Origin of the sequence: Roseovarius atlanticus (assembly GCF_019802205.1) — a bacterium.
Taxonomy (GTDB): Bacteria; Pseudomonadota; Alphaproteobacteria; order Rhodobacterales; family Rhodobacteraceae; genus Roseovarius; species Roseovarius atlanticus_A.
In genome coordinates this window covers 410,632-429,416 of record NZ_JAHVHQ010000002.1, presented here as the reverse complement: position 1 = coordinate 429,416, position 18,785 = coordinate 410,632, and the positions used below count along the sequence as shown (strand labels likewise).

The window sequence follows — 18,785 nt, the reverse complement described above, 5'->3', positions numbered from 1 at the left end:
TTCGCTGATGCAGAAAGTGACGGAGATGCGACGGGCGGGAAGAGCCCGCGCCGGGGAAACGGGCGGAAATCGTCGGATTATGCACAAATTATGCGCAAATCATCATTAATGACTAATAAATAGGCAGATAAGAATCGCATTCGGGCAGGCTGCGCTTCGGCGACATGCCGCCGGGCGCGGCCGCCGGTGGCGGGGCGGAGGGCGGGCCGACGTGACGCGACGCAGCGGGCCCGGAGATGCATTTCGGGGGTCTACTTTCGGTGACAGGACCTGTAAACTGCGGCAAAAGAGGTCCGAGCAGGTAGGGCATGGGAAACCAGGGGCGAAAAGCGCCGCGACTCGTTGCAGACAGGCGATACGGCAAGACAACCAAGACACCGGCAAAGAGCCGGGCCAAGACGGCTGCCCGCAAGCCGGCGAAACCGGCGCGCACGCGGCGGAAGAGCGGTGGCGGTTCGGGCGGCGGGCGCGGCCCCGTGGCGTGGATCAAGCGCCTGTTCCGCTGGATCCTGCGGCTGTTCTGGGTCGTGACGTGGCGCGTGACCGCGGTGGCGCTGCTGCTGACGGCCCTGGCGGTGGCCTATGTCTATGCGGGGTTGCCGGATGTGCGCGCGCTGCTGGACGGGCGGGCGCGCGGGTCGGTCACGATGCTGGACCGGGAGGGCGACGTCTTTGCCTGGCGGGGCGACCAGTTCGGCGGCGTGGTGACCGCTGACACCGTCAGCCCGGATCTGCGCAACGCGGTGCTGGCCACCGAGGACAAGCGGTTCTACAGCCATTTCGGCCTGAGCCCGCGCGGTATTGCCAGCGCGATCCGCATCAACCTGAGCGAGGGGCGCGGGCCGCTGAGCGGGCATGGAGGCTCGACCATCACGCAGCAGACCGCGAAACTGTTGTGCCTGGGCGTGGAATACGACGAATCCGAGTGGGAGAGCGAGGCGGAGTACGTCCAGGACTGCCGCCGCGGATCGCTGGGCCGGAAGGCCAAGGAAGCGGTCTATGCCATGGCGATGGAGGCCAAGTATTCCAAGAACGAGATCCTGTCGATCTACCTCAACCGGGCCTATTTCGGCGGCGGCGCCTTTGGCGTGGAGGCCGCCGCGCAACGCTATTTCGGGGTGAGCGCGCGCGAGGTGAACGCGGCGCAGTCGGCGATGCTGGCGGGCCTGCTGACCGCGCCGACGCGGCTGGCGCCGACGACCAACCTGGAGCGGTCGCAGAACCGCGCGGCGACGGTGCTGCGGCTGATGAACGAGCAGGGCTACCTGACCGACGCCGAGGCGCAGGCGGCGCAGAACAATCCCGCCACCCTGTCGGAGGCCGCCGAGGCGCAGGCGGGGGGGTATTTCGCGGACTGGGTGATGGACAGCGGGCCGGAGCTTTTCACCCGCGACACCACCGAGGACGTGATCATCCAGACGACGCTGGACCAGCGGATGCAGCGGGCCGCCGAGGAGGCGCTGGACTGGGTGTTCGAGAACAAGGTCAGCGAGGGGTCCGAGGCGCAGGCGGCGATCGTGGTGATGAGCGCCGACGGCGCGGTGCGGGCCATGGTGGGCGGGCGCAAGTCGCGCGTCACCGGCGCCTTCAACCGGGCGACGATGGCAAAGCGGCAGACCGGATCGGCGTTCAAGCCGTTTGTCTATGCCACGGCGCTGGAACTGGGTTATGAGCCCACGTCGATGGTGGTGGACGAGCCCTATTGCCGCAACATTGTCGGGTCGGGCCAATGGTGCCCGGAGAACTATGACAAGAGATTCCACGGCCGCGTGCCGCTGATCCGGGCGCTGGCGCAGTCCTACAACATCCCGGCGGTGAAGGTGGCCGAGAGCGTGGGACTGGACCTGGTGCGCCGGGTCGCCAGCGACTTCGGCATCGACAACGACCTGGCCGAGGGGCCTGCGCTGGCGCTGGGCGCGTCGGAAAGCACGCTTCTGGAAATGACCGGGGCTTATGCCGGCATCCTGAACGGCGGATCGTCGGTGACGCCCTACGGGCTGGTCGAGCTGAAGCTGCTGGGCGACAACGACCCGCTGATGCGCAAGAGCGGCGGCATCGGCGAGCGCGTGATCCAGCAGGAGGCGGCGCAGAAGCTGATTGGGATGATGTACGAGGTTGTGCAGTCTGGAACCGGCACGCGGGCCAAGCTGCCCGACCGGCAGGCGGCCGGCAAGACCGGCACGACGCAGGCGGCGCGCGACGCCTGGTTCCTTGGGTTCACGGCGGATTACGTGGTGGGCGTCTGGATGGGCTACGACGACAACACCCCGCTGAAGGGCGTGACCGGCGGTGGCCTGCCCGCGGATATCTGGCGCGAGACGATGGTGCGGGTGAACGAGGGTGTGCCGGTCAGCGACCTGCCGATGATCTTCGTCCAGCCCGAGCCGGAGCCGCAGGTTCAGCAGCAATTGCCGCGACAGCAACAGCCGCAGGGTGGCCGGGACAACACGATCAACCGGATGCTGGAAGAGCTGTTGGAGGGGACAGGCAACCGAAGGTGAGGCGAGGTTGAGGCGCTCTGCCGATCCGGCAGGTCAATTCAGTCTTTGCCGGGCGCCGCGCCGGAGGTTCCTTGGCTGCCGGTATCGGGAAAGGTGTCGGACGTGACCGCGCCGCGCTGGCCTTCGGGGCGTGCGGGGCCGGTGGTGGTATCCCGGCGGGTCTGGTGTTCCAGCTCGGCATTGAGCTTGGCCCCGGCCAGCACGATGAAGGACGACAGCCACAGCCATGTCAGCAGGATGATCGCGCCCCCGAGGGTGCCGTAGGTCTCGTTGTAGCTGGCGAAATTCTGGGTGTAGACCGAAAAGGCGACGGTGCCTGCCAGCCAGAGGATCATGGCGACCACCGCGCCCGGCGTGATCCAGCGCCACCTGGCGTTGCGGCGCGCGGGACCGAACCGATAGAGCACGCCGAGACCGAGGACGGCGAGACAGCCCAGGACGGGCCATTGCAGCCAGAGAATCGTGGTCTCGAGGCTGTCGGACAGGCCCAGATAGCCGATCACGGCGGGCAGCACGATCATCAGCCCCAGCGCCGACAGCACACCGACGATGATGAAGAGCGTCAGGGCGAGGCCGGTGGCGTAGAGCCTGACGAAGCCGCGCGATTCCTTTTCGCCATAGGCGATGTTCATGCCTTCCATCAGCGTCATCATGCCCTTGGTCGCGCCGTAAAGCGCGAGAAGAAGGCCCAGGAGCGCGGCAAGGCCGGTCGCCGCCTCGTCGCCGCCGGTGACTTTCATGATCTGGTCCTGGATGATCGCCGCCGCGTTCTCGGGCAGGATGGCGATGATCTGTTCCAGGTTGTTCGCCACGTCCTGCGGGTTCAGCAGGAAACCCGCGATGGAGATCAGGGCGACCACGGCCGGGAAGATCGCCAGGAGGCCGAAGAAGGCGACACCGGCCGAAACGACCGACATGTGGTCGGATGCGATGCCGTCCTTGAGCCGCAGGACCACGTCCCACCAGCCGTGTCGCGATATTTGGTGCGGATGGTCCGCCGTGTGCCCCCGGCCTTTCTGCGGCATGTCAGTCTCCCGTTTGTCTTGTCCTGTTCGGGAAACGCGCGGAGCGGCGGAAAAGATCGATTTTCCGCCGTTTTTTCCGGGTGGGCCGTGTTCGGGGCAGGACCTGGGAAGGCCAGGACCGGGGAAGGCCCGGGCCGGGGCGCGGGATCAGCCCGCGCGTTGCACGTCGGCGATCAGAGCGTCGATATTGCCGCCGTTGCGATCCAGCATGGCGCCGATCTCGGTGCGTTCGGTGAGGCGCAGGCTGACGCCCTCGATCACCATGTCGAAGAAGAGATCGCGGCCGGAGCGGTCGGAGACCAGAAAGAGCACGGTGAAGGGCGACTTGCCGCGCAGTTTCACGTTGGCGCGGACCTCGTGCCAGGACTTGACCTGGCGCACGCCGGTCACGCTGACCTGGCCGCCGACGAATTCGCGGAACCGCTTGCCGTACTTGCGGGCGATATAGCCCTGGAAGGCGGCGGTGAAGGCGCGCATCTGGCCAGAGGAGGCGCGGCGCGAATCGGCGCCCAGGGTCGAGCGGGCGATGATGTTGACGTCGGCGTAGCGCGCGAAGATGCGTTCGAAGTCGCGGATCATGGCGCTCGTGGATTTGCCCGAGCCGATGACCCGGTTGATGTCGGCCACGACCTGGTCGATCAGCGCGCGGGCACGGCCCTCTGTCAGGGCGAGGGCGGGGGTTGCGGCGGCGGGAAGCAGCGTGAAGGCCGCGCCCGCACCGATCAGGAAACGTCTGGAGATGTCATTCATCGTATGGGTCCTCCGGCAGCGCGCCGAGTTGCGCGTCATATGGATCTTCCAGCGCTCCGCCCGATCCGCCGTCGAGCTTGAAACGCCTGTTCTGACTGTAGAGCGAACGCGCCTGGGCGTAACTGTCGGCGCTTTCGTAAAGGATGGAATCGATCGTGTCCGCGTACCGGCCCCGGTCGGACAGGCCCGAGGCGGCCGATGCGGCGGGGATGGCGTAGTTCGCGGGCTCGTCCAGCACGTAGCTGAGCGGGTTGGTGAAGAGATCCACCACCTTGCCGGCGGCGGCGCGTTCGGTCGAGGGACCGAGCAGAGGCAGTTCGATATAGGCGCCCTCGCGGACCCCCCAGACGTGGAGCGTCTGGCCGAAATCGGCATCGGTGGCCTGCGGCATGTTCAGTTCGGTCGCGGTGTCGAAGAGGCCGCCCAGGCCCATCGTGGTGTTCACGACGAAGCGATACGTGTCCTCGGTCGCGCCTTTCATGTTGCCTTGCAGGATGTTGTTCACCACCGCGCCCGGGATCGACAGGTGAAAGGCGAAGCGGCCGATCATGTTCTCGACATCGTCGGGGATGAAGCCGGACGCGCCCTTGCCGGCGGGCCGGACCAGGTTGCGGTCAAGCGCCCGGTTGAAGGCGTGTGTCCGGCGGTTCTCGTCCTCATAAGGATCGAAGACCTCGCCGGGCGGGTGGCCGGCGGGCGTCGGCGTGCAGCCCGAAACAGCAAGGCCGACCGCGAGGAGGAGGCCGGCCACGAGGCGCTTGGGGCGACGGAAAGAAGAGAAATTTGGCAACGGTCAGACTTTGGTTAAACTATGCGGGTATACCTAAAGCATCGGTTCGAGATGCCCAGACACCGCGAAATGTCGGCGTAACCCTGTGGCAGATCAGTGACAACGCATGTAAGGCGGATTCGGGGAGTCGTTCAAGCGATGATGCGGCGGCGAACGAGAAACACGGGATGCAACTGAGCCAGGCGAGACTGGACGCGGGGCGCGAGGAACTGCGCGCCGCCCGTCGCGAAAGCCGCGCGCTGTACTGGTTCGTCGGCGTGCTCAGCTTTTTCGTCAACCTGTTGATGCTGACGGGTCCGCTGTACATGCTGCAGGTCTATGACCGGGTGCTGGGCAGCCGGTCGGTCGAGACGCTGATCGCGCTGAGCGTGCTTGTGGTGTTCCTCTACGGCATGATGGGCCTTCTGGATTACGCGCGGGGCCGGATCATGGGCCGGGTCGCGGCGCGGTTCCAGGCGCGGCTGGACCGACGCGTGTTCGACGCGGTGATCCGCAAGGCGGCGCTGGCCCCGGACGAACATACGCAGACCGGCCTGCGCGACCTGGAAGCGGTGCAGCGGCTGATGGCCTCGCCGGTGCTGATGGCGATATTCGACATGCCCTGGACGCCGGTCTTCCTGGCCGGGATCTGGCTGTTCCACCCCTGGCTGGGGGCGCTGGCGCTGATCGGAGGGGGGATCATCATCCTGGTCACCGTGGTCAACCAGGTGGTCACCCGCCAGCCGGCGATGAAATCGGCGCGCGCCACCGGCGCGGCGGAGGCGTTGTCCAGCCAGATCCGCAGCGAATCGGAAATGGTGCAGGCGATGGGGATGCGAGACCAGGCGTTCTCGCGCTGGCAGAAGGCCCGCGACGACTCGCTGAAATCGCAGATCGCGTCGTCGGACCTGGTGGGCACGTTCACCACGACGACGCGGACCTTCCGGCTGTTCCTGCAATCGGCGATGCTGGGCCTGGGGGCCTACCTGGTGCTGCAGAACGCGCTGACGCCCGGCGCGATGATCGCGGGGTCGATCCTGATGGGCCGGGCGCTGGCGCCGATCGAGCTGGCCGTCGGGCAGTGGGCCCTGGTGCAGCGGGCGATGCAGGGCTGGGACTCGCTGGCCCGGTTGCTGGCGCTGGTGCCGCCCGAACAGCCGCGCACGCCGCTGCCCAAGCCCAAGGCCCTACTGGAGGTCCGGCAGGTGACGGTGGTGCCGCCGGGCGACCAGCAGGCGGCGCTGAAGACCATCAGTTTCACCGTCGGGCCGGGGCAAGCGGTGGGCGTGATCGGCCCGTCGGGCGCGGGCAAGTCGACGCTGGCGCGGGCGCTGACCGGGGTCTGGCGGCCAGCGGGCGGCAAGATCCGGCTGGACGGCGCGTCGCTGGACCAGTTCGAGCCGCGGGTGCTGGGCGAGCATATCGGATACCTGCCGCAGCGCGTGCAGCTGTTCGAAGGCACCATCGCCGAGAACATATCGCGTCTTGCCGAAGAGCCCGACACCGCGAAGATCGTCGAGGCGGCGCGGAAGGCGGACGCGCATGACATGATCCTGAAGCTGCCCGACGGGTACGACACCCGGATCAGCGCCGGTGGCGGGCGGCTGTCGGGCGGGCAGATGCAGCGGATCGGGCTGGCGCGGGCGATGTATGGCGACCCGGTCCTGGTGGTGCTGGACGAGCCCAACTCGAATCTCGACAACGAGGGCAGCGAGGCGGTGAACCACGCGATCCGGCAATTCAAGGCGGAGGGCAAGTCGGTGCTGATCATGGCGCATCGCCCGGCGGCGATCCGCGAATGCGACCTGCTGCTGATGCTGGACGGTGGCGTCGTGCGGTCCTTCGGGCCCAAGGACGAGGTTCTCAAGGACGTGGTGAAGAACGCCGAGGAGATCGGCCACGCCCGGATCGGAGGCGTGCAATGAGCGAGCAGACGCGCGACGGCTGGTCGGTGCGCGCGCCGATGATCCTGGGGCTGACCGGGCTGATCCTGCTGCTGGGCGGGTTCGGAAGCTGGGCCGCGGTGACGCGGATATCGGGCGCCGTGATCGCCGGCGGTCAGATCGTGGTCGACCAGAACCGGCAGGTGGTGCAGCATCCCGATGGCGGTGTCGTGGCCGCGATCGAGGTCGACGAGGGCGACACGGTGGAGGCCGGGCAGGTGCTGCTGCGGCTGGATGCCACCGCCTTGCGCTCGCAACTGGCGATCACCGAGAACCAGCTGTTCGAACTGCAGGCGCGGCGCGGGCGTCTGGAAGCGGAGCGGGACGAACGGGAGGAGATCGAGTTTCCCGACCTCGTGCGCGAAACGGCGGCCCGGAACGCCGAGGTGACCGGGTTGCTGGACGGTCAGCGGCGGCTGCTGAGCGCGCGCAACGAAACCGTGGCCAGCGAGATTTCGCAGCTGGAAAAGCGCCGCGGGCAGATCGCCGACCAGATCGGCGGGATCGAGGCGCAGCAGAAGGCCATGAACGAACAGCTGGCGTTGATCGAGAGGGAACTGGCCGACCAGCAATCGCTTCTGGACCGGGGCCTGGCGCAGGCGTCGCGCGTGCTGGCGCTGCAGCGGGAGAAATCGCGGCTGCTGGGCCAGCTGGGTGAACTGGTGGCGCAGGCGGCGCAATCCGAAGGCCGGATCACGGAGATCGACATCGAGGTTCTGAAGCTGGGCACGCGGCGCCGCGAGGAGGCGATCACGACCCTGCGCGACCTGCAGTTCCGCGAGCTGGAGCTGCTGGAGGAGCGCCGCGCGCTGATCGAGCAGATGAGCCGGCTGGACGTCACCGCGCCGGTGGGCGGGGTGGTGTATGGCTTGCAGGTGTTTGCGCTGCGGTCGGTCATCCGGCCGGCCGATCCGATCCTCTACGTGGTGCCGCAGGACCGGCCGCTGATCATCGACGCGCGGGTCCCGCCCACGGATATCGACAAGATATATGTCGGCCAGGAGGTGACGCTGCGGTTCTCGGCGCTGGACCAGCGCACGACGCCGGAATTGGTGGGACAGGTGATGCAGATCTCGGCCGATGCCTTCCAGGACGACGCCACGCAGCAAAGCTATTACCGGGCCGAGATCGCGCTGAGCGAAGGCCAGCGCGAGCGTCTGCCGGAGGATGTGACGCTGATCCCGGGCATGCCGGTCGAGACCTTCATCCGCACCGCCGACCGCACGCCGCTGGCGTATCTGACGAAACCGCTGACGGATTACTTCGCCAAGGCGTTTCGCGAATAGGCGGAGCGCCTGCGGCGCGCAGGCCTGTCTCGGCGTCCCTTCGGGACGTCTCGGGGCGCGGGGCGGGCGTGACGCGCGGGGGCGGGGACGGGCCGCTTGGCCGGCGACGGGATGGTGAGTATTTATCGCAAGAAAAAGCACGGGCCGGTTTTTGCGGTTGCATCGGTGCCCGGAGCGTCTAGCGTGCGCGGCAACGCAACCGAGGAGGTCGGGACCATGGGAAAATTCGAGGACAAGCTGGCCGAGATGGGCGTGACCCTGCCCGAGGCGGCGGCGCCGGCGGCGAATTACGTGCCGTATGTGCTGGTGGGCGACATGCTGTACGTGTCGGGGCAGTTGCCGAAGCTGGGCGACGAGATGATGATCGGCAAGTTGGGCGACGACATGGACGTGGCCGCGGGCGCCGAGGCGGCGAAGGCCTGTGCGATCAACCTGCTGGCGCAGGTCAAGGCGGCCTGCGGTGGTGACCTCGACCGGCTGAAGCGGGTGGTGAAGCTGGGCGGGTTCGTGAACTCGACGCCGGATTTCACCCAGCAGCCGCAGGTGATCAACGGCGCGTCGGATTTCATCGGCGAGGCGCTGGGCGAAGCGGGCAAGCACGCGCGCGCTGCGGTGTCGTCGCCGGCGCTGCCCTTTGGCGTGGCGGTCGAGATCGAAGGCGTGTTCCAGATCGGATGACGCGGCTCGACCCGGAGTTTCTGCGTGCGCCGCTGGCGCACCGGGCGCTGCACGACGTGGCGGAGGGCCGGCCGGAGAATTCGCGGGCGGCGATCTCGGCGGCCATGGCCCATGGCTATGGCATCGAGATCGACCTGCAGCTGAGCCGGGACGGCGCCGCGATGGTGTTCCACGACTATGACCTGAGGCGCCTGACCGGGCAGTCCGGGCCGGTGCAGCAGCGCGAAGCGGCGGAGCTGGGCGGCGTTGCGCTGCTGGGCGGCGACGAGGGGATACCGACGCTGCCGGAGGTTCTGGAACTGGTCGGGGGCCGGGTGCCGCTTCTGATCGAGCTGAAGGACCAGCACGGGCAGATGGGCCAGACGGACGGGCGGCTGGAGGCGGCGACGGCGGTGGCGCTGAAGGGCTATTCCGGGCCGGTGGCGGTGATGTCGTTCAACCCCGAGATGATGGTGGCGATGCGCGACCTTGCGCCGGACGTGGCGCGCGGGATCGTGACATGCGACTACGACCCCGGGGACTGGACATTGCTGCGGGCCGAGCTGCGGGCGCGGTTGCGGGAGATCCCGGATTACGACCGCGCCGGCGCGGCGTTTCTCAGCCATCAGGCGCAGGACCTGGACCGCCCGCGGGTGGCCGCGTTGCAGGACGCGGGGGCGGACGTGCTGTGCTGGACGATCCGGTCGCCGGAAGAAGAGGCAGAGGCGCGGCGCGTGGCGCAGAACATCACCTTCGAGGGGTACCTGCCCACGATTCCCGCTTGAACCGCGGCGGACAGGCCACAGATTGAAGGCCATGATTTCCGAAAGCGAAGAGCGGCCCTGATGGACGGCGGATCGGTCCTTGTGAGCGTCTATGAAAGCCTGGGCGACGTGGCGCAGGCCGACTGGGACGCCTGTGCCTGTCCCGAGGCCGAAGACGGCGGCCGGGCGGAGGACCCGTTCACCACATACCGCTTCCTGAAGGCGCTGGAAGACAGCGGGTCGGTCGGCGCGGGCACCGGCTGGCAGCCGCATTACCTGGTGGCGGAGATCGACGGCCAGGTGATCGCCTGCGCGCCGCTTTACGTGAAGGGGCACAGCCAGGGCGAGTATATCTTCGACCACAACTGGGGCCATGCCTATGAGCGCGCGGGCGGGCGGTATTATCCCAAGTTGCAGATGGCGGTGCCGTTCACGCCCGTCACCGGACGGCGGCTGCTGACCCGGCCGGCATACGGGCAGCCGGGGCGCGATGCGCTGATGCGGGCCGCCGTCAGCATCGGCGATCGCAACAAGTTATCGTCGCTGCACGTGACCTTTTGCACCAGGTTCGAGCGGGAGGTGGGCACCGAGATGGGCCTCTTGCCGCGGATCACGCAGCAATATCACTGGCTGAACCGGGGATACGAGAGCTTCGACGATTTCCTTGGCAGCCTGAGTTCGCGCAAGCGCAAGAATATCCGCAAGGAGCGGGCGCAGGCGCAGGGCTTCGGCGGCGAGATCGTGCAGTTGACCGGCGACGCGATCCGGCCCGAACACTGGGAGGCGTTCTGGGAATTCTACCAGGACACCGGGGCGCGCAAATGGGGGATGCCCTACCTGACGCGGAAGTTCTTCGATATCGCGCAGGAGCGGTTGCGGGACGATATCCTGCTGGTCCTGGCGCTGGAGGGCGGCGTGCCGGTGGCGGGGGCGCTGAACATGATCGGGCGCGACGCGCTTTATGGCCGCTACTGGGGCTGCACGGCGCACCATCCCGCGATGCATTTCGAGTTGTGTTACTATCAGGCCATCGACTACGCCATCGAACACGGGCTGGGCCGCGTCGAGGCGGGTGCGCAGGGCGAGCACAAGCTGGCCCGCGGATACCTGCCGGTTGAGACCCACTCGCTGCACTGGTTTCGTGACCCGCCTTTTTCCGATGCGGTGGCGCATTACCTTGAGTCGGAACGCGAAGCCGTGACGGAGGATATCGAGATCCTGACGAGTTTCGGCCCGTTCAGAAAAGCAAATGTGGAGGAGCAGGAATGAGTGAGAAATTGAGTGACACGGCGCGGAAGACCACGCTGGAGCCGCTGTTCGAGAGCGGCTGGGCGATGGTCGACGGGCGCGATGCGATCCACAAGACCTATGAGTTCGAGAATTTCGTCGAGGCCTTCGGGTTCATGACCCGCTGCGCGATCTGGGCGGAAAAGTGGGACCACCACCCGGAATGGTCGAATGTCTACAAGACGGTCGAGGTGACGCTGACCAGCCATGACGTGGAGGGCTTGAGTTCGCGCGACACCAAGCTGGCGCGGAAAATGGACAAGCTGGCCGAAGGCTGAGCGGCCTTTGGGCAGGGGCCGGGACGTATCTGCGCCCCGGCCCCCTAGCGTTTGTCAATTGTTGGGCGTCAGACGAGATTGACCTTCGCGTCATAAACTGACCCAAGCACCACGAACCGGAAGAGTATGTAACCCTACGTTAGCGAGAGCCGCCATTCGAACCGGGTGCGGCGAAGGTTGGTTTCGAGCCAATGATTGCCACAGTCACAAAGCGCCCGCGCGGAACAAGGGCGAAGCCCGCCGCGCGATCGCCAGACCGCCCCCCGGGCTGGCGATTGGGTCACGTTGGTGCTTCGATCTGAGGTTTTGCGGACGTGGCGTGGATAAACTGCGCCGAACATCGGTCGGTCGCCAGCCCGCGGTCTGGCAATCACGCGGCTTGTGAGGCTGACGTCCGGTTTGTCCGCATTTCGGCCATTCATCTTTACCGCCGCGAATGTACGGTTCGGGTCCGTGAGAGACACTGGCATCGAGCCCCCGGCCGGTTAACAGCCGCGAAGCGGCCCGGCCATCGTCAGCCCCTCCCTTGGGCTGGCGATTTGGCTGAGGCTGGGCGCAACGATCCTTCCGAGGATGTATCTGGCAGGCATAAAGTGCTTTTTAACTGCCGTCGGATCGCCACCCCAAGGGTTGACGCTCGCCTCCGTCGTGAATGGCGGAAAGGTCCGCCTACCGGACCTTGACCTATACCGCGCTCAAGGTCCGGTTTGGGTCAGAAGTGCTTGACGATTGGGCCAATATTGCGTGACGCGGCACCTTAGCAAGGTTCAGAAAAACAGCCCCATTGAGTCAAGGATTCGCGACGTTTCACATCAATCAGATCGCGTCGAGCAGCGACTCGCCGGCGGAGGTTTCGCAGGTGCCGGGATTGTCCTCGACATGCAGGACCTTCACCGTGCCGTCCTCGACCAGCATCGCGTAGCGCTTGGAGCGGGTGATGAGGCCCGCGGGCGGCGCGGTGAAATCCATGCCGATGGCCTTGGTGAACTCGGATTGCGGATCGCCCAGCATGGTGATGCCGGCGTCGCTGGCGCCGGTGTCCTTGCCCCAGGCGTTCATCACGAAGGGATCGTTGACCGAGACGCAGATGATCTCGTCCACGCCCTTGGCGTCGAAATCGGCCTTGGTGCGGATGAAGCTGGGCACGTGGGCCGAGTGGCAGGTGGGGGTGAAGGCGCCGGGGACGGCGAAGATCGCCACCTTGCGACCCTTGGTCTTGTCGGACAGCGCGACCTCTTCGGGGCCGTCGGCACCCATCTTGAGCAGCGTGGCATCGGGGAGTTTGTCGCCGGTGGTGATCGTCATTGTCGCATCCTGTCTTTCGTTTGCGTTTCGAATGCCTGTAAGTATAGGCCCTGACGGCCCGAGGGCCATGTGGAAATTGCAGGAGGGGACATGGCAGGAGTTGTTGTCGTGGGCGCGGGTCAGGCGGGCAGTTCGCTGGTGGCGAAGCTGCGGGCGCTTGGCTATGACGGCAAGGTGACGCTGATCGGGGAAGAGCATGCGCCGCCTTACCAGCGGCCGCCCTTGTCGAAGAAATACCTGCTGGGGGAGATGGAGCTGGAGCGGCTCTACCTGCGCCCGGAAAGCTTTTATTCCGAGAACATGATCGACCTGCGGCTGGACGCGGCGGTATCGGCGATTGATCCCGCTGACAAGGTGGTTGTCGCGGGCGGGGAGGCGGTGCCCTATGAGCATCTTGTGCTGACCACCGGGTCGGTGCCGCGGCAATTGCCGCCGGCGATTGGTGGCGCGCTGGACGGCGTTTACGTGGTGCGCGACCTGCGCGACGTGGACAGGATGGCGCCGGAGTTTCGCGAGGGCGCGAAGGTGCTGATCGTGGGCGGCGGGTATATCGGGCTGGAAGCCGCCGCCGTGGCTGCCTCGAAGGGGTTGCAGGTGACGCTGGTGGAGATGGCGGACCGGATCCTGCAGCGCGTGGCGGCGCAGGAGACCTCGGATTACTTCCGGACGTTGCATCGATCGAAGGGTGTGGACATTCGCGAGGGTGTCGGGCTGGAGCGGCTGACCGGCGAGGGCCGGGTCACCGGGGCGCTGTTGAGCGATGGCAGCAAGCTGGAGGCGGATTTCGTCATCGTGGGCGTCGGGATCACCCCCGCCACGGCGCTGGCCGAGGCCGCGGGCGTCGAGGTCGAGAACGGGATCAAGGTGGACGCGCGGGGCCGTACCAGTGATCCGTCGATCTGGGCGGCCGGGGATTGCGCGAGCTTTCCCTTCCGGGGCGAGCGACTGCGGCTGGAGAGCGTGCCCAATGCGATCGACATGGCGGAATGCGTGGCCGAGAACATCATGGGCGCGGAGAAGACCTATGTGCCGCAACCGTGGTTCTGGTCGGACCAGTATGACGTGAAGCTGCAGATCGCGGGGCTGAACGTGGGCTATGACCGGGTGGTGACGCGTGACAGCGAGGGCGGCATTTCCTTCTGGTACTACCAGGGCGACACGCTGTTGGCGGTGGATGCGGCCAATGACGCGCGCGCCTACATGGTGGGCAAGCGGTTGATCGACAACGGCAAAACCGCCGATCCGGCGGTGGTGGCGGACCCCGGCGCGGACCTCAAGGCGCTGCTGAAAACGTGAGGATCATCGGCGGCGAGTTTCGCGGGCGGCGGCTGGCGTCGGTCGGCAAGGGCGACGAGGGCGCGCGGCTGCGGCCCACCTCGGACCGGGTGCGCGAGAGCCTGTTCAACGTGTTGATGGCGCGGTTCGGAGACCGGGTGGAGGGCGCCGTGGTGCTGGACCTTTTTGCCGGCACGGGCGCGTTGGGGCTGGAGGCGCTGTCGCGCGGGGCGGCGCGGGCGGTTTTCGTTGAGAGCGGGCGCGTGGGGCAGAGGCTGATCCGAGAGAATGTCGGGATTTGCGGGGTCGGGGACCGCGTGCAGGTCGTGGGCCGGGATGCGCGCAAGCTGGGGGCTGCGACGGAGGCCTGCGGGCTGGTGTTTCTCGATCCGCCCTATGGGAAGGGGCTGGGCGAGGCGGCGTTGGGTGCCGCAGTGGCCGGGGGTTGGATTGCGCCCGGGGCGTTGGTGGTCTGGGAGGAAGGCGGCGGCGTCGAGGTGCCGGAAGGGTGGAGCCTGCTCGACGAGCGGGGGTACGGGGATACGGTGATCCGGGTGTTGGAGGCGGGGTAGGGGGCGGTTCGGGAGCCCGCGTGGGTTTTCACCCACCCTACGCATGAGCGACCGTCATCCTCGGACTTGATCCGAGGATCTCTTTGGCCGGGAGGTCCCGGATCAAGTCCGGGACGGGCGGGGTCAGGTCCGGGACGGTTGGTTTTTACATTCGCGCGGAGTCAAGGCCGTAGGCCGCCGCGCGATCGCCAGACCGCCCCCCGGGCTGGCGATTGGGTTCCGCAGGCGCGTCGATCAAAAGTTTCGCGGATTTGGCTGCCATAAAGCGCGATGAACACCTGTCGGGTCGCCATCCCGCGGTCTGGCAATCGCGCGGTTTAGCCCTTCATCAGCTCCGGCAGGTCGCCGGTCAGGCCCGCCGCCTCGCGGATGAATGTGCGGCGCAGGGCGGGCATGGCCGAGAGAGCACCCATGCCGAGATCCCGCGCGGCGCGCAGGAGGGGGTTGTCGTTGGAAAAGAGACGATTGGTGAGGTCGGTCGTCACCGCCAGCGTCGCGGTGTCGAAGCGGCGCCATTGCTGGTAGCGGGCCAGTACGTCCGATGCGGCGAAATCCTCGCCCCGGCGGGTGGCGTCGGTGAGGACCTGTGCCAGCGCGCCCACGTCGCGCAGGCCGGCGTTGAGGCCCTGGCCGGCGATGGGGTGCATCCCGTGCGCCGCGTCGCCGATCAGCGCCAGGCGGTCTGCCACGAAGGCGTTGGCGAGCGTGAGGTTCAGCGGGTAGGTGAAGCGCTTGCCGCGCAGGGATATGTCGCCCAGGAAATCGCCGAAGCGGGGGCGCAGGACCTCCATGAAGTCGGCATCGTCCAGGGCGGCGAAACGGGCCGCAGTGGCCTCGGTCTCGGACCAGACGATGGAGCTGACATTGCCGGGCAGGGGGAGGATAGCGAGCGGGCCGGGGGGCATGAAGAACTGGTGCGCGATGCCGTTATGGGGCAGCTCGTGTTCGATGGCGGCCACCAGCGCGGTCTGGCCGTAATTCCAGCCGGTGCGGGCGATCCCGGCGCGTTGCGCGGTGCCGGAGGCGCGCCCGTCGGAGCCCACCACGATGCGGCCGGCGAGGGTCTTGCCGGAGGCGAGGGTGAGGGTGATGCCGGTGGGAGAGACGTCCTGCGCGGTGACGGTGTCGGTCACCTGCGCGATGCGGCCTTCGCCCTGCATCGCCTCGAGGAACGCGCGGCGCAGGTAGCGGTCTTCGAGCATGTGGCCCATGGGGCCTTCCTCGATCTCGGCATGGTCGAAATGCAGGAAGAAGGGGGCGGCGCCTTCGCCGGCGCGGCCATCGGAGACCTTGATTTCCAGCATGGGCTGGGCGTTGTCGGCGACGCGGGTCCAGATGCCGATATTGCTCAGCAGGCGGACCGAGGCCAGCGCCAGAGCGTAGGCGCGACCGTCGAAGGCGGCATCCTCGCGCACGGCCTGGGGCAGGGTGTCGATGACGGTCACGGTCAGGCCCGCCTGCGCCGCGGCCAGTGCCAGCGCAGGGCCGGTGAGGCCGCCGCCGACGATCAGGATATCGCTGTCATGGTCCATGCGGTTCAATATGTCGGCGCGGGCCGGATTGTCCATGCGCCGGATTGTCATTGGGTGGGCTTGCCTTGCGCCGAGGCATCTGCATTCATGCAGGCGATTTTGCAGGAGCGCGGAGGATCCGGGATGAACGAGTGGCTGACGATGAGCGCGGCGGAGCTGGGGCGCGGGATCGAGGCGGGCGAGATCGGGCCGGTGGCGCTGGCCGAGGCGTACCTGGCGGCCATCGATGCGCATCCGGCGCGGGACGAGATCTATTCGGTGGTCACCCATGACCGCGCCCGGGCCGAGGCGCAGGCGGCAGAGGCGCGGGCGCAGGCCGGGCGGCGGCTGGGGCCTCTGGATGGTGTGCCGGTCAGCTGGAAGGACCTCTTTGACAGTGCCGGTACGGCGACGGAGGCGGGCACGCGCCTGCTGAAGGGCCGGGTGCCGGAGCGGGATGCGGACGTGCTGCGCAACGCCACCGCCGCCGGGCTGGTCTGCCTGGGCAAGACCCATATGAGCGAGCTGGCGTTTTCGGGGCTGGGGCTGAACCCGATGACGGCGACGCCGCCGAATATCAATGACCCGAAGCTGGTGCCGGGGGGCTCGTCCTCTGGCGCGGCGGCGAGCGTGGCGCATGGGCTGGCGGCCTGCGGCATCGGTTCGGACACGGGCGGATCGGTGCGAATCCCGTCGGCGTGGAACGATCTGGTGGGGCTGAAGACCACCTCGGGGCGCGTGTCGCTGGGCGGGGTCGTGCCGCTTTGCGCGAAGTTCGACACGGTGGGGCCGCTGGGCCGCAGCGTCGAGGATTGCGCGCTGGTGCTGGCCGCATTGGAAGGCGGGCGGGCGGCGGACCTGGAGGGCGTGTCGCTGGAGGGGATGCGCTTTGCGGCGTTGCAGTCGGTGGTGTTCGACGACATCCGCGACGCGCCGCGGGACGCCTATTTCAGCGCGCTTGAGCGGTTGGAGGCGGCCGGCGCGCGGATTGAGGAGGTCGAGTCGCCCGAGGCCGAACAGGCGATGCCGCTGTCGGCGATCCTGTTCACGTCCGAGGCGTATGGCATCTGGGGCGACGTGATTGCGGCCAACCCGGACAAGATGTTCAAGCCGATCCGGGAACGGTTCGAATCCGGGCGGGAGTTCCGCGCCTGCGATTACGTGGCGGGCTGGAACCTGCTGGCGGCGCTGCGCCTCCAGTGGGCGGAACGGATGAAACCCTATGACGCGGTGCTGATGCCGACGGCGCCGAACCTGCCGCCCGAGGTGGACCGGCTGATGACCGACGACGACTATTACGTGACCGAAAATCTGCTGGCGTTGCGCAACACGCGGGTGGGCAACCTGATGGGGCTGGCGGCCGTCAACCTGCCGACCGGGACGCCCGGTTGCGGGCTCATGATGTGCGGCGAAGCCTTCGGCGAGGAGCGGATTCTGCGGGTCGCCAAGGCCGCCGAGGCGGCGCTGGCCTGACGGGCAAAATCGTTACTGGACGCAAAATGTTGCCCGGCTGATGCAAGCCGGCCACAATACTTGGCCTACTTTAGAGGTATCCGCTAACCTCTTGCCAAAAATGCCACAATCCCCGGACCCCCGGTTGGTTTTGCTGGACGCAACGCGGGGGCTTTTGTAGATTTGATCCAAACGGGGCGACAACGATCCCGTAACCTAGAGGCAGTGTTGATGTTTCCCGAGCGGTTTTCGAACCTTCCGGAATATGCGTTTCCGCGCTTGCGGACCCTGTTGGACGTGCACGATCCCGGCGGTCATGTGATCCACATGACCATCGGCGAGCCGCAGCACGATTTTCCGGGCTGGATCATGGATGTGATCGAGAGACATGCGGAGGAGTTTCGCAAGTACCCGGTGAACGAGGGCATTCCGGCGCTGAACACGGCGTTCTGCGACTGGGTATCGCGGCGCTATGGCGTGGAGTTGAGCCCGGACCGGCATGTGATGGCGCTGAATGGCACGCGCGAGGGGCTTTACAACGCGATGATGACGCTGTCGCCCGAAACCAAGAACGGCAAGCAGCCGATCGTGCTGCTGCCGAACCCGTTCTACCAGGTTTACATGGTGGCCGCCCTCAGTGTGGGCGCCGAGCCGATGTTCCTGCCGGCGACGCGCGAGACGGGGTTCCTGCCGGACTTCGCCAGCCTGGACGCCGATGTGCTGGACCGGGTGACGGTGGCGTATCTGTGCTCGCCGTCCAACCCGCAGGGCGCGGTGGCGGATGCGGCGTACTGGAAGGCGCTGATCGGGCTGGCGGAAAAGCACGATTTCAAGGTCTTCGCCGATGAGTGCTATTCGGAGATCTACCGCGATGCGCCGCCCGTGGGCGCGCTGGAAGTCGCGAAGGAGATGGGGGCCGACCCCGAGCGGGTGGTGGCGTTTCACAGCCTGTCGAAACGGTCGAACCTGGCCGGGTTGCGCTCGGGGTTCGTGGCGTCGGGGCCGCAGAGCATGAAGCGGATCCGGCAGTTGAGGTCCTATGCGGGCACGCCGCTGCCGCTGCCGTTGCAGCACGCGGCGGCCAAGGTCTGGGCCGATGAAAAGCATGTCGAGGTGAACCGCGGGCTTTACCGGGAGAAATACAAGCTGGCCGATGAGATCTTTGACGGCGTGCCGGGATACCAGAGCCCCGAGGCGGGGTTTTTCCTGTGGCTGCCGGTCGAGGATGGCGAGACGGCGGCGCTGAAACTGTGGAAAGAGACAGGCGTGCGGGTGCTGCCCGGCGCGTACCTGGCGCAGGAGGCCGGGGGCCTGAACCCCGGCCATGCATACATAAGGGTCGCGATGGTGGCCCCAAAGAAAGAGGTGGCACGCGGCCTGACGCAGCTGCGTGACTGTCTTTATAATTAA

Annotated in this window: 16 protein-coding genes; 11 read left to right on the top strand and 5 right to left on the bottom strand. The window is 67.1% G+C overall.

Features of this window, described 5'->3' with window-relative positions; all coding sequences use genetic code 11:
• Positions 1–308: 308 nt before the first annotated feature.
• Positions 309–2,501, top strand: coding sequence for a transglycosylase domain-containing protein (locus KUV49_RS02200; protein WP_222451414.1), 2,193 nt, complete (start codon positions 309–311; stop codon positions 2,499–2,501).
• Between the two features lie 38 nt (positions 2,502–2,539).
• On the opposite strand, the gene KUV49_RS02195 is transcribed toward KUV49_RS02200, so the two are convergent.
• The 3 genes from KUV49_RS02195 to KUV49_RS02185 form a co-directional block, all read right to left on the bottom strand.
• A complete protein-coding gene (locus KUV49_RS02195) occupies positions 2,540–3,526 on the bottom strand; it encodes a YihY/virulence factor BrkB family protein (protein WP_222451413.1) in 987 nt (328 codons plus the stop codon).
• A gap of 147 nt (positions 3,527–3,673) precedes the next feature.
• Positions 3,674–4,276: a phospholipid-binding protein MlaC gene (locus KUV49_RS02190; RefSeq protein WP_222451412.1), complete on the bottom strand. Its 603-nt coding sequence runs from the start codon at positions 4,274–4,276 to the stop codon at positions 3,674–3,676.
• Entirely contained in the window at positions 4,269–5,027 is a 759-nt protein-coding gene (locus KUV49_RS02185; protein WP_222451411.1) for a VacJ family lipoprotein, read from the bottom strand. Before KUV49_RS02185 ends, KUV49_RS02190 begins: the two co-directional genes overlap by 8 nt.
• Positions 5,028–5,233: 206 nt before the next feature.
• Between KUV49_RS02185 and KUV49_RS02180 the strand changes: the two genes are divergently transcribed.
• The 6 genes from KUV49_RS02180 (at position 5,234) to KUV49_RS02155 (ending at position 11,260) form a co-directional block, all read left to right on the top strand.
• A complete protein-coding gene (locus KUV49_RS02180; protein WP_222451410.1) occupies positions 5,234–6,970 on the top strand; it encodes a type I secretion system permease/ATPase in 1,737 nt (578 codons plus the stop codon).
• Positions 6,967–8,274 (top strand): HlyD family type I secretion periplasmic adaptor subunit, encoded by a 1,308-nt coding sequence (locus KUV49_RS02175; protein ID WP_222451409.1) that lies wholly within the window; start codon positions 6,967–6,969, stop codon positions 8,272–8,274. Before KUV49_RS02180 ends, KUV49_RS02175 begins: the two co-directional genes overlap by 4 nt.
• 216 nt (positions 8,275–8,490) lie before the next feature.
• On the top strand, positions 8,491–8,952 hold the full coding sequence (locus tag KUV49_RS02170) for a RidA family protein (RefSeq protein ID WP_152496710.1): 462 nt from the start codon (positions 8,491–8,493) through the stop codon (positions 8,950–8,952).
• Positions 8,949–9,716, top strand: coding sequence for a glycerophosphodiester phosphodiesterase family protein (locus KUV49_RS02165; RefSeq protein WP_222451408.1), 768 nt, complete (start codon positions 8,949–8,951; stop codon positions 9,714–9,716). Before KUV49_RS02170 ends, KUV49_RS02165 begins: the two co-directional genes overlap by 4 nt.
• A gap of 60 nt (positions 9,717–9,776) precedes the next feature.
• The gene (locus tag KUV49_RS02160) at positions 9,777–10,964 is read left to right on the top strand and encodes a GNAT family N-acetyltransferase (RefSeq protein WP_222451407.1); all 1,188 of its coding nucleotides are present in this window, start codon (positions 9,777–9,779) and stop codon (positions 10,962–10,964) included.
• Positions 10,961–11,260: a 4a-hydroxytetrahydrobiopterin dehydratase gene (locus KUV49_RS02155; RefSeq protein WP_152490982.1), complete on the top strand. Its 300-nt coding sequence runs from the start codon at positions 10,961–10,963 to the stop codon at positions 11,258–11,260. The genes KUV49_RS02160 and KUV49_RS02155 overlap by 4 nt, the downstream gene beginning before the upstream one ends.
• 816 nt (positions 11,261–12,076) lie before the next feature.
• On the opposite strand, the gene KUV49_RS02150 is transcribed toward KUV49_RS02155, so the two are convergent.
• Positions 12,077–12,565 carry a peroxiredoxin gene (locus KUV49_RS02150; protein WP_222451406.1) on the bottom strand — a complete coding sequence of 163 codons (489 nt, stop codon included), beginning with the start codon at positions 12,563–12,565 and terminating at the stop codon, positions 12,077–12,079.
• Between the two features lie 90 nt (positions 12,566–12,655).
• Here KUV49_RS02150 and KUV49_RS02145 point away from each other — a divergent pair, with 90 nt between their 5' ends.
• Positions 12,656–13,861, top strand: a complete 1,206-nt coding sequence (locus KUV49_RS02145; protein WP_222451405.1) for an NAD(P)/FAD-dependent oxidoreductase — start codon at positions 12,656–12,658, stop codon at positions 13,859–13,861.
• Positions 13,858–14,412: a 16S rRNA (guanine(966)-N(2))-methyltransferase RsmD gene (gene rsmD / locus KUV49_RS02140; protein WP_222451404.1), complete on the top strand. Its 555-nt coding sequence runs from the start codon at positions 13,858–13,860 to the stop codon at positions 14,410–14,412. Before KUV49_RS02145 ends, rsmD begins: the two co-directional genes overlap by 4 nt.
• A 317-nt stretch (positions 14,413–14,729) precedes the next feature.
• On the opposite strand, the gene KUV49_RS02135 is transcribed toward rsmD, so the two are convergent.
• Positions 14,730–15,980 (bottom strand): FAD-dependent monooxygenase, encoded by a 1,251-nt coding sequence (locus KUV49_RS02135; protein WP_222452050.1) that lies wholly within the window; start codon positions 15,978–15,980, stop codon positions 14,730–14,732.
• 87 nt (positions 15,981–16,067) lie between these two features.
• On the opposite strand from KUV49_RS02135, the gene KUV49_RS02130 reads away from it, so the two are divergent.
• Together KUV49_RS02130 and KUV49_RS02125 are read left to right on the top strand one after the other, a co-directional pair.
• Positions 16,068–17,396 carry an amidase gene (locus KUV49_RS02130; RefSeq protein ID WP_222451403.1) on the top strand — a complete coding sequence of 443 codons (1,329 nt, stop codon included), beginning with the start codon at positions 16,068–16,070 and terminating at the stop codon, positions 17,394–17,396.
• 207 nt (positions 17,397–17,603) lie between these two features.
• Positions 17,604–18,785 (top strand): aminotransferase class I/II-fold pyridoxal phosphate-dependent enzyme, encoded by a 1,182-nt coding sequence (locus KUV49_RS02125; RefSeq protein WP_222452049.1) that lies wholly within the window; start codon positions 17,604–17,606, stop codon positions 18,783–18,785.

Coding starts and splice junctions, on each gene's coding strand:
- KUV49_RS02190 (WP_222451412.1), bottom strand. CDS start 4,276: ATGAATGACATCTCCAGACGTTTCCTGATCGGTGCGGGCGCGGCCTTC.
- KUV49_RS02155 (WP_152490982.1), top strand. CDS start 10,961: ATGAGTGAGAAATTGAGTGACACGGCGCGGAAGACCACGCTGGAGCCG.
- KUV49_RS02180 (WP_222451410.1), top strand. CDS start 5,234: ATGCAACTGAGCCAGGCGAGACTGGACGCGGGGCGCGAGGAACTGCGC.
- KUV49_RS02175 (WP_222451409.1), top strand. CDS start 6,967: ATGAGCGAGCAGACGCGCGACGGCTGGTCGGTGCGCGCGCCGATGATC.
- KUV49_RS02150 (WP_222451406.1), bottom strand. CDS start 12,565: ATGACGATCACCACCGGCGACAAACTCCCCGATGCCACGCTGCTCAAG.
- KUV49_RS02200 (WP_222451414.1), top strand. CDS start 309: ATGGGAAACCAGGGGCGAAAAGCGCCGCGACTCGTTGCAGACAGGCGA.
- KUV49_RS02195 (WP_222451413.1), bottom strand. CDS start 3,526: ATGCCGCAGAAAGGCCGGGGGCACACGGCGGACCATCCGCACCAAATA.
- KUV49_RS02130 (WP_222451403.1), top strand. CDS start 16,068: ATGAACGAGTGGCTGACGATGAGCGCGGCGGAGCTGGGGCGCGGGATC.
- KUV49_RS02170 (WP_152496710.1), top strand. CDS start 8,491: ATGGGAAAATTCGAGGACAAGCTGGCCGAGATGGGCGTGACCCTGCCC.
- KUV49_RS02145 (WP_222451405.1), top strand. CDS start 12,656: ATGGCAGGAGTTGTTGTCGTGGGCGCGGGTCAGGCGGGCAGTTCGCTG.
- KUV49_RS02160 (WP_222451407.1), top strand. CDS start 9,777: ATGGACGGCGGATCGGTCCTTGTGAGCGTCTATGAAAGCCTGGGCGAC.
- KUV49_RS02165 (WP_222451408.1), top strand. CDS start 8,949: ATGACGCGGCTCGACCCGGAGTTTCTGCGTGCGCCGCTGGCGCACCGG.
- KUV49_RS02135 (WP_222452050.1), bottom strand. CDS start 15,980: ATGGACAATCCGGCCCGCGCCGACATATTGAACCGCATGGACCATGAC.